Source organism: Mesorhizobium sp. ISC11, assembly GCF_037162595.1.
GTDB lineage: Bacteria > Pseudomonadota > Alphaproteobacteria > Rhizobiales > Rhizobiaceae > Mesorhizobium > Mesorhizobium ciceri.
Genome location: NZ_JAVSPW010000001.1, coordinates 2,865,856 through 2,878,636, shown reverse-complemented (window position 1 = coordinate 2,878,636; position 12,781 = coordinate 2,865,856). Strand labels below are relative to the sequence as shown.

General features: G+C 62.5%; 10 protein-coding genes. 6 read left to right on the top strand and 4 right to left on the bottom strand.

Annotated features, from left to right (window positions below):
* The first annotated feature begins 2 nt into the window (after positions 1-2).
* A complete protein-coding gene (cysN, locus tag RPF88_RS14290; RefSeq protein WP_024503688.1) occupies positions 3-1,940 on the top strand; it encodes a sulfate adenylyltransferase subunit CysN in 1,938 nt (645 codons plus the stop codon).
* 10 nt (positions 1,941-1,950) lie between these two features.
* Positions 1,951-2,742, top strand: a complete 792-nt coding sequence (gene cysQ, locus RPF88_RS14285; RefSeq protein WP_063170189.1) for a 3'(2'),5'-bisphosphate nucleotidase CysQ — start codon at positions 1,951-1,953, stop codon at positions 2,740-2,742.
* A gap of 14 nt (positions 2,743-2,756) precedes the next feature.
* Here cysQ and RPF88_RS14280 read toward each other — a convergent pair whose 3' ends face one another.
* From RPF88_RS14280 to RPF88_RS14265, 4 genes are all read right to left on the bottom strand, one after another.
* Positions 2,757-3,899 (bottom strand): DegT/DnrJ/EryC1/StrS family aminotransferase, encoded by a 1,143-nt coding sequence (locus tag RPF88_RS14280; protein WP_013532708.1) that lies wholly within the window; start codon positions 3,897-3,899, stop codon positions 2,757-2,759.
* A gap of 247 nt (positions 3,900-4,146) precedes the next feature.
* Positions 4,147-5,070, bottom strand: a complete 924-nt coding sequence (locus RPF88_RS14275) for a carbohydrate kinase family protein (protein WP_013532707.1) — start codon at positions 5,068-5,070, stop codon at positions 4,147-4,149.
* Entirely contained in the window at positions 5,067-5,513 is a 447-nt protein-coding gene (locus tag RPF88_RS14270) for an RbsD/FucU family protein (RefSeq protein WP_013532706.1), read from the bottom strand. Before RPF88_RS14270 ends, RPF88_RS14275 begins: the two co-directional genes overlap by 4 nt.
* Entirely contained in the window at positions 5,513-6,739 is a 1,227-nt protein-coding gene (locus tag RPF88_RS14265) for an ROK family transcriptional regulator (protein ID WP_013532705.1), read from the bottom strand. Before RPF88_RS14265 ends, RPF88_RS14270 begins: the two co-directional genes overlap by 1 nt.
* A 267-nt stretch (positions 6,740-7,006) precedes the next feature.
* Here RPF88_RS14265 and RPF88_RS14260 point away from each other — a divergent pair, with 267 nt between their 5' ends.
* The 4 genes from RPF88_RS14260 (at position 7,007) to RPF88_RS14245 (ending at position 12,691) form a co-directional block, all read left to right on the top strand.
* Entirely contained in the window at positions 7,007-7,984 is a 978-nt protein-coding gene (locus tag RPF88_RS14260) for a sugar ABC transporter substrate-binding protein (RefSeq protein WP_442921303.1), read from the top strand.
* Positions 7,985-8,143: 159 nt separating this feature from the next.
* Positions 8,144-9,205, top strand: coding sequence for an ABC transporter permease (locus tag RPF88_RS14255; RefSeq protein ID WP_013532703.1), 1,062 nt, complete (start codon positions 8,144-8,146; stop codon positions 9,203-9,205).
* A gap of 2 nt (positions 9,206-9,207) precedes the next feature.
* A complete protein-coding gene (locus RPF88_RS14250) occupies positions 9,208-9,990 on the top strand; it encodes an ATP-binding cassette domain-containing protein (RefSeq protein WP_023760533.1) in 783 nt (260 codons plus the stop codon).
* A 232-nt stretch (positions 9,991-10,222) separates the two neighbouring features.
* Entirely contained in the window at positions 10,223-12,691 is a 2,469-nt protein-coding gene (locus tag RPF88_RS14245; RefSeq protein ID WP_013532701.1) for a glycogen/starch/alpha-glucan phosphorylase, read from the top strand.
* The last annotated feature ends 90 nt before the right edge of the window (positions 12,692-12,781 follow it).

Below are 12,781 nucleotides of genomic sequence, written 5' to 3'. Positions count from 1 at the left end.
CCATGCGCCACATCATGGCAAAGAGCCTCGCCCCCACCGACGGCGTTCGCGACTATCTGGCGGCGCAGGAGAAGAAGTCGCTGCTGCGCTTCCTGACCTGCGGCTCGGTCGATGACGGCAAGTCGACGCTGATCGGGCGCCTGCTGTCCGACACCAAGCAGATTTTCGAGGACCAGCTCGCCGCGCTCGAACGCGATTCGCGCAAGCATGGCACGACGGGCGACGACATCGATTTCGCACTGCTGGTCGACGGCCTCGAGGCCGAGCGTGAGCAAGGCATCACGATCGACGTCGCCTACCGTTTCTTTGCCACGCCGAAGCGCAAATTCATCGTCGCCGACACACCTGGTCACGAGCAATACACCCGCAACATGGCCACCGGCGCCTCGACCGCCGACCTGGCGATCGTGCTGATCGATGCCCGGCAGGGTGTGCTTCGCCAGACAAGGCGACATTCGATCATCGCCTCGCTGCTCGGCATCCGCCACGTCGTGCTGGCCGTCAACAAGATCGATCTTGTCGATTTCGATCAGACGGTTTTCGACCGGATCGTCGAAGACTACGGGCAATTCTCGCGCGATCTCGGCTTCCAGACCATTGTGCCGATCCCGATGTCGGCCCGTTATGGCGATAATGTCAGCCGTCGGTCGGAAAGCATGGAATGGTATTCCGGCCCAACGCTGATCGAGCATCTCGAAACCGTGTCGGTCGACCAAGCGATGGTCGAACTGCCGTTCCGTTTCCCGGTCCAGTATGTCAATCGTCCCAATCTCGACTTTCGCGGCTTTGCCGGCACGGTCGCTTCCGGCTCGGTTGCGCCCGGCGACGAGGTCGTTGTCGCCAAGTCGGGCAAATCCTCGCGCGTCAAGCGGATCGTCTCGTATGGCGGCGATCTCGCCCAGGCGGCTGCCGGACAGGCCGTCACGCTCGTCCTCGACGACGAAGTCGAAATCTCGCGCGGCAACATGCTGGTTTCGCCTGCCGCACGGCCGCAGGTCGCCGACCAGTTCGCCGCCAACATCGTCTGGTTCGACGAGCATGCGCTGCTGCCGGGCCGCTCCTACATCCTGCGCACCGAGACCGACCAGACCAGCGCCACCGTCACCGATCTGAAATACCGGATCAACGTCAACGACTTTGCCCATGAAGCGGCCAAGTCGCTCGAAATGAACGAAGTCGGCATCTGCAACATCTCGACGCGGACGCCGATCGCCTTTGATCCCTTCGCCGAAAACCGCACAACCGGCGCCTTCATCCTGATCGACCGCATCTCCAACGCCACGGTCGGCGCCGGCATGATCCTGCACTCGCTGCGTCGTGCCGAAAACATCCATTGGCAGTCGCTCGATGTCGGCAAGCGCGTGCGCGCCGACATGAAGAACCAGCGGCCCGCCGTGTTCTGGTTCACCGGGCTGTCGGGATCCGGCAAGTCGACCATCGCCAACCTGTTCGAAAAGAAGCTGTTCGCCACCGGCCGTCATACTTATATCCTCGACGGCGACAACGTCCGTCACGGTCTCAATCGCGATCTTGGCTTTACCGATGCCGATCGCGTCGAGAACATCCGCCGCGTCGCCGAGGTGGCGCGTTTGATGGCCGATGCCGGGTTGATCGTCATTGTTTCGTTCATTTCGCCGTTCAGCGCCGAACGGCGCATGGCACGTGAATTGATGGCCGACGGAGAATTCGTCGAGGTGTTCGTCGATACGCCCTTCGAGGAATGCGCCAGGCGTGATCCGAAGGGCCTCTATGCGCGCGCGCTGAATGGCGAGATCAAGAATTTCACCGGCGTCGATTCCCCTTATGAAGCGCCGGAAACCCCGGAGATCCATCTGCAGACACTCGGCAAATCGGCCGAAGAGATGGTCGACGCCCTGGAACACTGGCTGAACGAGCGCGACATTGCCGAAGACCAATACGATAGCGGCGGCGGCATCTGACGACAGGCTGATGCTTGAAATCTTCGAGCGCCTGGCCTTGTCGGCCGGGCGCGAGGTGATGCGCGTGTTCCACGCCGGCTGTGCGGTTGACCGCAAGTCCGACGCCTCGCCGGTGACCGAGGCGGACCGCGAGAGCGAAAAGATCATTCTCGCCGGACTGCGTGCCGCATTTCCCGATATCCCCTGCGTGGCCGAGGAAGAAGCTTCCGCCGGTATCGTGCCGCCCGACCTAAATGGGGCTTTCTTCCTGATCGATCCGCTCGACGGCACCAAGGAATTCGTCAACCGCCGCACCGATTTCACCGTCAACATAGCGCTGGTTCGCGATGGCGTGCCGGAAGTCGGCGTCGTCTTTGCGCCCTGCGCGGGCCGCTTCTTTTCCGGCCTGCCGGGAAGGGCGGAATCTCTCGAAATCGATGGCGGCTACCAGATCGTCGGCCGCCGGCCGATCTCGGTGAGAAGGGCCGTGGCGCCTCTGGCCGTCGTCGCCAGCCGTTCCCACAACACGCCGGAAACCGAGGCCTATATTCGCGACCTTGGTGCCGCCGAAATCGTCTCGGTCGGTTCGTCCTTGAAATTCTGCCTTCTCGCCAGTGCCGAGGCTGATGTCTATCCGCGCTTCGGCCGCACCATGGAATGGGACACGGCGGCAGGCGACGCCATCCTGCGCGCCGCCGGTGGCATGACGCGCACGCTCGATGGCCAGCCTCTGGTCTATGGGAAGCGCCGGCAAAGCGACGACGAGGATTTCGCCAATCCGCATTTCATTGCCAGCGGCGGGGCAGGGGTCAGCCCCGCCTGAGAAGGCCCGGTAGCTTACTCGGCCGCTGCCTGCGCCGAATTCGAGCCTATATAGTTGCGGATCGTCTCGATGATGCGGTCCTGGTCGGCTTCGCTGAGATAAGGGTGCATCGGCAGGCACAGGATCCGCTTCGGCAGGTCTTCCGAAACGGCAAGGCCGGTCGGCGTGCGCGGATAATCGCGATAAGCGACCTGGGCATGCAGCGGCTTCACATAGTAGATGACAGACGGAATGCCCTTTTCGCCGAGATGCGCCCTCAGCCCGTCGCGCTTCGGCGTCTCGATGGCGTATTGCGCCCAGGCCGAACGGCTGCCGTCCAGATTGCGGGCGGCGGTAACGACGTCGCCAAGCCCATCGGCATAGCGCTGTGCCACGACCTGCCGGGCGACCATCTCGTCTTCGAGAATGGCCAGCTTCTCGATGAGGATCGCCGCCTGTATCGTGTCGAGCCGCGAATTGATTCCGACGCGGACATTGTCGTACTGCGTCTCGCCCTTGCCATGAAAGGCGAACGAGCGAAGCTGTTCGGCCAGCGCATCGTCATTGGTGAACATCGCGCCGCCGTCGCCGTAGCAGCCAAGCGGTTTTGCCGGATAGAAGCTGGTCGAGCCGACCGCACCGAAGGAGCCGCACATCTTGCCGTCGAGCGAACCGCCCATCGACTGGGCGGCATCCTCGATCACCATCAGGCCTTCGCGGTTGGCGATCGCCATGATCGCCTCGTAATCGGCGGCAAGGCCAAACAGATCGACGGGAATGATTGCCTTCGGCTTCAGCCTTCCTTCCTTCTTGATCATGGCAATGGCCGCTTCGAGGCTGGCAATGTCGATGTTGTAGCTGTGCGGGTCGACATCGACGAACACCGGCGCGGCCTTGGCCAGCGCCACCACTTCGGCGGTGGCGGCGAACGTGAAGCTCGGCACGAACACCGCGTCACCCGGGCCGACGCCGGCTGCAAACAGCGGCAACAGCAGCGCGTCGGTGCCGTTGGCGCAGGCCACGACATGCTTGGTACCGATATAGGCGGCAAGCTTGTTCTCGAATTCGGTGACTTGCGGGCCAAGAATATAGCGGCCCTCGTCAACGACACGGTCGATCGCGGCCTTCAGCCGGTCGCGGATTCGTTCGCGCTGCGCGCCAAGATCGATGAACTGCATGTCGGCCTCAAAATGGGTTAGCCAGATAATCGGCCGCTGGTACCAGAGTTGCGCTTGCCGAGAAAGCCGGGCAGGCGGAGCCCTAAATTGCGGAAGTGTCGCAGTCCGTTACCAGTTTTCCCGGCGAATGTCAGTCAGATGCCGGAAATCCGGGCTTCGTCGGGCGCCATCCCGCCCTTATAGCCTTGGAAAGAGCCCCTGCGAAACATAAAGTGATCGATTGGGCTCAACTTATGTTGAGCGTTGCTCAGGCGATTTCATGTCGCCAGGGTGGATTGGCGCCGGCCCGCGACACGGTCACTGCCGCCGCCTTCGCGCCGAGCGCCAGCGCCTTATGGATGGCGTCTTCCGACAGTCCGGAAATCGCCGCCTTCGTCAGCAGGCCTTGCTCGTGCAGCGAGGCGAGGATGCCGGCGTTGAACGTGTCGCCGGCGCCGACCGTGTCCGCCACCTCGACCCTTTCGGGCATCACCGTGACGGCGTGCTCCTTGCTGTAGCCGATCGCGCCTTCGCCGCCATGGGTGACGACGATCAGCTTCGGGCCGCGGTCCAGCCAGTTGCGGATGACATCCTCATGCGAGCCGGCTTCGCCGAACCAGTTCAGGTCTTCGTCCGACAGTTTCACGATGTCGGCCATCGCCATCATGGTGCGAATGCGCTTGAGGTGCTTGGGCTTGTCCGGGATGAAGTTCGGCCGGATGTTGGGGTCGAGCATCATGACGCGGCTTTCATGCTCGCGCCGCATGAACTCTTCATAGGCACTGCCGGCCGGCTCGGAAATCAGGCTGATGGCGCCGAACAGCATGGCTTCGATCTCGTTGCCGAGCTGCGGCAAATCGTCGATCGTCAGCATGCGTCCGGCGGTGTTCTCGTCATAGAAAGTGTACGTCGCCTGGCCGTTGGTGAGCTTGACGAAGGCCAGCGTGGTTGGCCGTGGCGAGGTGTGTGCATAGGTGGAACTGACCTTGCTCGCCCCAAGCGCATCCCGGAATTGGCCGCCGAACAGATCCGACGACAGGCCGGAAAAGAAGCCGGCCGGCGCGCCGAGCCGGCCAAGTGCGATTGCCGTGTTGAATACGGCGCCGCCGACATAAGGCGCAAAGGCCGGCTCGCCCGCTGTCGTCGTGCGCGGCAGCATGTCGATCAGGGCTTCGCCGCAGCAGAGGATCATGGCTTCTTGGTCTCCGGCGGATAGATCACGCCCTTGCGTATGATGATGTTGGCGTAGAGCCGCGGCTCGCTTGTCGCGACGATGGCATGCGCCGATTTGACCCGTGCATAGAAGTCGGCACCGGCCAGCGCAACCACCTTGCGGCCTGGCGCCCGTTTGGCGCAGATCGCTTCGATCTCATGATGGACAGGATCGGCAAGCGAGGGATCGCCTCGGACCGAGGCGCGAAACAGCGCCTCCGGCACGGCGTCATCGACAGGCAGGACACTCAATATCGCATCGAGTACCGGGATAAGAGGGTGGCCATCGGCGCGTACCAGTCGGGTTGCCTGCTGTTCCGCCGGATAGTTTCCGTCGACAAGGGCGATTTCGTCGCCATGGCCCATGCCGCGCAGGATCGCCAGAAGCTCCGGACCGAGCAGCGCCGGGATTCCGATCAGCATCAGGCGCTCCTGGAAATCGTCGTCGAGCCGATCAGGAAGCGTTCGGAAAGTGGCAGGCTGGCGCCGCCGAGCGCCCGGGCATGGATACCGACGGTTCCCTCGCGAATGGCGGGCAGCTTCAAGCCTTCGCCGTCGATCGTGGCGATTGCCGCAATGATGGCGTCGACCAGCTGGCGGCGCACCGCCTTCGGCATCCAGCCGTCGATCACCGCCGCTTCGAAATCGATGATCGAGGATGCGGCGACGATGGCGTAAGCGAGCGCCCTTGAGGCGCTGGCGATCCAGCCGTCGAGTTCGGGTCCGATCTCGCCCCAGTCGTCCGGCGAGGTCCACAGATGCGAGGCCTCGATGCCGCGCGCATTGAGCGCCTTTTCGAGCATGGCGATGGAAGCGACATCGATCAGTTGGGTCGGCTTGCCGTCCGGCCCGGGCACGGGCATGGAGCCGAGCGCTCCGGCATTGCCGGTCGGGCCGCCGAAAAGCCGGCCGTTCAGCACAATGCCGCCACCGGCAAAGGCGCCGATATAGAAATAGACGAAGTCACGCGCAGCGCCCGCCTGCCCGAAGACGAGTTCGGCGCCGCAGGCCGACGTGGCGTCGTTCTGCAAATAGACCGGAAAATCGCATTGCGCCTGGATGTCGGCCCTGATGTCGCGGTGACGCCATTCGTCCATCACGTCGCGCGGGGCGCCGGCGGTATCGGCCCAGTTCCACAATTCGAACGGCATGGCGATGCCCAGCCCGGCGATGCGCTTGTCTTGCGCGGGCGTCAGCTCGCCGCGCATCTGCCGCATGCCGTTGCTGACGAAGTCCACCGTCTCGCGCGGCGCCGGGTAGCGATAGGAATGCTGTAGCATCGAACGGACATTGCCAAGGAAGTCGATCAACACCAGTTCAGCGCTGCGGCGGCCGATCTTCAGGCCGATGAAGAAAGCGCCTTCGGGATTGAGCGCCATCGGGATGGAAGGCTGGCCGATCTTGCCGCGCAACGGCGCCTGACGCAGCAGGAGGCTTTCTTCCTCCAGCTCGCGCATGATGACGGAAACCGTCTGCGCCGAAAGTCCGGTCATGCGGGCGATGTCGGATTTTGCCAGGCTGCCGTGTTGACGCACCAGCGACAGCACCAACCGCTCATTGTGGTCGCGCATGCCGCTCTGGTTGGTGCCGCGGTGAATGAGACTGTCATTCACCTCGGGCGAACCGTGCCTCGCAATGGCCGTTTCCACCCTGTTCCTCCCGTCGTTTCCCCTCAATGCTTTTGGGCCAGAATGGGTGAACGAAGCAATGCTGTCAATAATAAATAAGAGTGATTTAATTATTGACACGGGCTTCGGCCTGGTGTCTGTTAAGGCAGCGTCCACGCTGGGAGAATTTCGTTGGATGCGCTGCAGGTGCCGGTTGGCCGGCATCGGAATGGTTCCACTGGGAGGAAAATCGTGACCAATACAAAATTGTTGAAATCGACCGTGTTTGCCGCCGCGGCTCTGGGGCTGATGGCGTTTGCCTCGTCCGCATCCGCGGCCGGTGTCGGCGCCTGCCTGATCACCAAGACCGACACCAATCCCTTCTTCGTCAAGATGAAGGAAGGCGCGACCGCGAAGGCCAAGGAACTCGGCGTCGACCTCAAGACCTATGCCGGCAAGATCGACGGCGACAGCGAGAGCCAGGTCGCGGCGATCGAAAGCTGCATCGCCGATGGCGCCAAGGGTATCCTGATCACCGCATCCGACACCAAGGGCATCGTGCCGACCGTGAAGAAAGCGCGTGATGCCGGCCTGCTGGTGATCGCGCTCGACACGCCGCTCGATCCGATCGACGCCGCCGATGCGACCTTCGCGACGGACAATCTCGAAGCAGGCAAGCTGATCGGGGCCTGGGCCGCCGCCACGCTCGGCGACAAGGCCAAGGACGCCAAGATCGGCTTCCTTGACCTGACGCCTTCGCAGCCGACTGTCGACGTGCTGCGCGACCAAGGCTTCATGATGGGCTACGGCATCGATGTAAAAGATCCCAACAAGATCGGCGACGAGACCGATCCGCGCATCGTCGGCCATGACGTCACCAACGGCAACGAAGAGGGCGGCCGCAAGGTGATGGAGAACCTCCTGCAGAAGGACAACACCATCAACGTCATCCACACCATCAACGAGCCCGCCGCTGTCGGCGCCTACCAGGCGCTCAAGGCTGTCGGCCTCGAAAGCCAGGTGCTGATCGTTTCCGTCGACGGCGGCTGCCCCGGCGTGAAGTCGGTGGCCGAAGGTGTCATCGGCGCCACTTCGCAGCAATACCCGCTGCAGATGGCTGCACTCGGCATCGAGGCGATCGCCGCTTTTGCCAAGGACGGAACCAAGCCGAAGCCGACCGAAGGCAAGAACTTCTTCGACACCGGCGTCAACCTGGTGACCGACAAGCCGGCCACCGGCGTCAAGTCCATCGACACCAAGGAAGGCCTCGCCAAGTGCTGGGGCTGATGCCGTTCTGACCGGCATCCAAGGAACCTGAGCGGTCGGGGCTTGATCCCCGGCTGCTTCGGGTGGACGATGGCTCGCGTGACCGCGAACAATCCCGGCAGCAGACCGGAAAGGCGTGGACTGGCGTCGGCGTTTGGCTGAAGCCTACGGGGAGAAAACATGGCTCAAGCTCAGGAATTCGAGAAGGTTCTCTCGAGCAGCGACACCAGCGTTGCTGCTTTTGACGAGCACAAATCGGCCGTCAAGCGTATCCAGCATTTCTTGCATTCGACGCCGGCCGCGGTGCCGCTGATCGTCCTGGTTCTGGCGATCATCGTCTTCGGCATCACCATCGGTGGGCGTTTCTTTTCGTCCTACACGCTGACGCTTATCCTGCAGCAGATCGCCATCATCGGCATTCTGGGGGCTGCGCAGACATTGGTCATCCTGACCGCAGGCATCGACCTGTCGATTGGTGTGATCATGGTGATTTCAGCGGTGATCATGGGCAATTGCGCGGTCTCCTACGGCATGCCGAGCGCGCTCGCAGTGGCGATCGGGCTTGCCGCCGGCGCCGCCTGCGGGCTGCTCAACGGGGTGCTTGTCGCCTACATGAAGCTACCACCCTTCATCGTGACGCTTGGCACCTGGAACATCGTCATGGCCACGAACTTCATCTATTCGGCCAACGAGACGATCCGCGACACCGACGTCGATACCCAGGCGCCGCTGCTGCATCTCTTTGCCATCAGCTTCAAGGTCGGCACTGCGGTGCTGACGCTCGGCGTCATTGCCACGGTCCTGCTCGTGATGATCCTCTGGTACGTGCTCAATCACACGGCGTGGGGCCGCCATGTCTACGCCGTTGGCGATGACCAGGAGGCGGCGAAGCTGTCGGGCATCCAGACCAAGAAGGTGTTGATGACGGTCTACACCTTGGCCGGCCTGATCGCCGCTTTCGCGGCCTGGGTCTCCATTGGCCGCAACGGCTCGATCTCGCCGTCGGCTGCCGTCACCGACTACAATCTGCAGGCCATCACCGCGACGGTGATCGGCGGTATTTCCCTCTTCGGCGGACGCGGCTCCATCCTGGGCACGCTGTTCGGCGCGATGATCGTCGGCGTCGTTTCCATGGGCCTCAACATGCTGGGCGCCGATCCGCAATGGAAGGTGCTGCTCACCGGTGTGCTGATCATCGGCGCCGTGGCAGTCGACCAATGGATCAGAAAGGTGTCGGCATGACCATGACCCAGGAGCCCATCCTCACCGCGCGTGGCCTGATCAAGCGCTATGGCCGTGTCACCGCCCTCGACAATGCCGACTTCGACCTTTATCCCGGCGAAATCCTCGCCGTCATCGGCGACAACGGCGCCGGCAAGTCGTCGCTCATCAAGGCGATTTCCGGCGCGGCCGTGCCCGACGAAGGCGAGATCCGGCTTGAAGGCAAACCCGTCGCCTTTAAATCGCCGATGGAGGCACGCGAAGCCGGCATCGAGACCGTCTACCAGAATCTGGCACTGTCGCCGGCGCTCTCGATCGCCGATAACATGTTCCTTGGCCGCGAGATCCGCAAACCGGGTTTTCTGGGCGATTGGCTGCGTATGCTCGACCGTCCGGCGATGGAAAAGCGCGCCCGCGACAAGCTTACCGAGCTTGGCCTGATGACCATCCAGAACATCAGCCAGGCTGTGGAAACGCTCTCGGGGGGCCAGAGGCAGGGCGTTGCGGTGGCGCGCGCGGCCGCCTTCGGCAGTCGTGTGGTGATCATGGACGAGCCGACGGCCGCCCTTGGCGTCAAGGAAAGCCGCCGCGTGCTCGAGTTGATCCTCGACGTCAAGAAGCGCGGCCTGCCGATCGTGCTGATCTCGCACAACATGCCGCATGTGTTCGAAGTGGCCGACCGCATTCACATCCACCGGCTCGGCCGTCGCCTCTGCGTCATCGATCCCAAGCAATATACGATGTCCGATGCCGTGGCCTTCATGACCGGAGCAAAGGTTCCGCCCGAGGCAGCGCTGGCGGCCTGATACATGTCGCCCAAGTGCTGGAGGGTTGGCGGCACGGCAGGCACGGAACAGGAATTTGAAGCGCGTCGCGCGACCGTCTTGGCGCGTCACACTTGCGAATTGCCAAATTGCCGCAGGGGGCATGCCGGTTCGGGCATGTTTAAATCGATTGAATATATAGCGGTATCAGCTAGCATGGGCTGGGAGGAGCGATGAAAGCCGGTATGATCATGGCAACCGCACGAGAGGCATCATGACGAGCGCGATGACATCCGAACCCCTTCCTCCACTGCTCGAAAATCCTGATCCCAAGACACTCGCACGTGAAGTCTTGGTGGCCCTCAAATACCGGGTCGGCAAGGATACCGCCGTTGCGACCCAGTACGACTGGCTGACCGCCTCGATCAAGGTCGTGCGCGACCGGATCGTCGATCGCTGGATGCAGGCGACGAAGGAGGCGTACGATCAGAAGGAAAAACGCGTCTATTATCTGTCTCTGGAGTTCCTCATCGGCCGCCTGATGCGCGACGCCTTCTCCAATCTCGGCCTGATGGACAACATGCGCGAGGCCCTGTCGTCCCTGGGCGTCGATCTCGATCTCATCGCCGCACTCGAGCCGGATGCCGCACTTGGCAATGGCGGCCTCGGGCGGCTTGCGGCCTGCTTCATGGAAAGCATGGCGACCGTCGACATTCCCGCGCATGGCTACGGCATCCGCTATGCCAACGGCATGTTCCGCCAGGAGATTCACGACGGCTGGCAGGTCGAATTGCCTGAAACCTGGCTCGATCACGGCAACCCGTGGGAATTCGAACGCCGTGAGCGCTCGTTCGAGGTCGGTTTCGGCGGTTCGGTGGAATCGATCACCTCCAAGGACGGACGCCTCGAACGCCATGTCTGGAAGCCGACCGAGCATGTGCTGGCCGTCGCCTATGATACGCCCGTCGTCGGCTGGCGGGCCAACCGCGTCAACACGCTGCGGCTCTGGTCGGGCATGCCGGTCGATCCGATCCTGCTCGACAAGTTCAATGCCGGCGACCACATCGGCGCGCTCGCCGAAAGCAACAAGGCCGATGCCTTGTCGCGCGTGCTCTATCCCGCCGATTCCCACAAGGCCGGGCAGGAACTGCGGCTTCGGCAGGAATATTTCTTCTCCACCGCATCGCTGCAGGACATCGTTCAGCGCCATCTCAGCCAATATGGCGACCTGAAGTCCTTGCCCGACAAGGCTGCGATCCACCTGAACGACACCCATCCGGCCATCGCTGTGCCGGAGTTGATGCGCCTGTTGATGGACGTCCACGGCATGGACTTCGATCAGGCCTGGGACATCACCCAGCGCACCTTCGGCTACACCAACCACACGCTGCTGCCCGAGGCACTGGAAAGCTGGCCGGTGCCGCTGTTCGAGCGGCTTTTGCCGCGCCACATGCAGATCGTCTATGCCATCAACGCTGAAGTGCTTCTGGAGGCGCGTGCGTCCAACCAGTTCTCGGACGAGCAGATCGGCCGCATCTCGCTGATCCAGGAAAATGGCGACCGCCGGGTGCGCATGGGCAATCTGGCCTTTGTCGGTTCGCACTCGATCAACGGCGTTTCGGCGCTTCACACCGACCTGATGAAGGAGACGGTGTTCGCCGATCTGCACAAGCTCTATCCCGATCGCATCAACAACAAGACCAACGGCATCACGCCGCGGCGCTGGCTGATCCAGTGTAATCCCGGGCTGACGTCGCTTGCCCGCGAGGCGATCGGCGACCGCTTTCTCGATGACATCGACGCCATCAAGGATCTCGACGGTTTCGCCGGCGATGCCGCCTTTCGCGACAAGTTCGCCGCCGTCAAGCGAGCCAACAAGGCGCGGCTGGCCAACCTCGTCGCCGACCGGCTCGGCATCAAGGTCGATCCCTCGGCGCTTTTCGACATCCAGATCAAGCGTATCCATGAATACAAGCGCCAGCTTCTGAATATCCTCGAGGCGATTGCCCTCTACGACCAGATCCGCTCGCATCCCGAGCGCGACTGGATGCCGCGCGTGAAATTCTTCGGCGGCAAGGCGGCGCCCAGCTACCACAATGCCAAGCTGATCATCAAACTCGCCAACGATGTCGCCAAGGTCATCAACCGCGATCCGGCCGTGCGCGGTCTGCTGAAGGTGGTGTTCGTGCCGAACTACAATGTCAGCCTTGCCGAGATCATGATGCCGGCCGCCGATCTGTCCGAACAGATCTCGACCGCCGGCATGGAAGCGTCGGGCACCGGCAACATGAAGTTCGCGCTGAACGGTGCGCTGACCATCGGCACGCTCGACGGTGCCAATGTCGAGATCAAGGAATGCGTCGGCGACGACAACATCTTCATCTTCGGCCTGACCACCGCCGAGGTCGCCGAGCGGCGCAACAACGGCTACGATCCGCGCGCCGTCATCGAAGGCTCGCCTGAGCTGGCGCAAGCGGTTGCGGCTGTTTCGTCAGGCGTCTTCTCGCCGGACGATCCGGAGCGTTACCGCGATCTCATCAACGGTCTCTACAACAGCGACTGGTTCATGGTTGCCGCCGATTTCGATGCCTATGCCGCCGCCCAGCGTGAGGTCGATGCGGTCTGGCGCAACAGTCCCGACTGGTACGCCCGGGCAATCCGCAACGTTGCGCGTGTCGGCTGGTTCTCCTCCGATCGCACGATCCGCCAATATGCGAAAGAAATCTGGAACGTGCCTGTCTGATGTGATTGCATGAGGCCGCAAACAATGTGGTCCCGGTGATGTGAATTTGAATGTTGGATTTACATCACTAGAAACAAACACTTGGTGCCC

What these genes read in the sequence shown, in the direction of transcription:
- cysN (WP_024503688.1), top strand. Translation starts at nt 3, where the DNA reads ATGCGCCACATCATGGCAAAGAGCCTCGCCCCCACCGACGGCGTTCGC.
- cysQ (WP_063170189.1), top strand. Translation starts at nt 1,951, where the DNA reads ATGCTTGAAATCTTCGAGCGCCTGGCCTTGTCGGCCGGGCGCGAGGTG.
- RPF88_RS14280 (WP_013532708.1), bottom strand. Translation starts at nt 3,899, where the DNA reads ATGCAGTTCATCGATCTTGGCGCGCAGCGCGAACGAATCCGCGACCGG.
- RPF88_RS14275 (WP_013532707.1), bottom strand. Translation starts at nt 5,070, where the DNA reads ATGATCCTCTGCTGCGGCGAAGCCCTGATCGACATGCTGCCGCGCACG.
- RPF88_RS14270 (WP_013532706.1), bottom strand. Translation starts at nt 5,513, where the DNA reads ATGCTGATCGGAATCCCGGCGCTGCTCGGTCCGGAGCTTCTGGCGATC.
- RPF88_RS14260 (WP_442921303.1), top strand. Translation starts at nt 7,007, where the DNA reads ATGGCGTTTGCCTCGTCCGCATCCGCGGCCGGTGTCGGCGCCTGCCTG.
- RPF88_RS14255 (WP_013532703.1), top strand. Translation starts at nt 8,144, where the DNA reads ATGGCTCAAGCTCAGGAATTCGAGAAGGTTCTCTCGAGCAGCGACACC.
- RPF88_RS14250 (WP_023760533.1), top strand. Translation starts at nt 9,208, where the DNA reads ATGACCCAGGAGCCCATCCTCACCGCGCGTGGCCTGATCAAGCGCTAT.
- RPF88_RS14245 (WP_013532701.1), top strand. Translation starts at nt 10,223, where the DNA reads ATGACGAGCGCGATGACATCCGAACCCCTTCCTCCACTGCTCGAAAAT.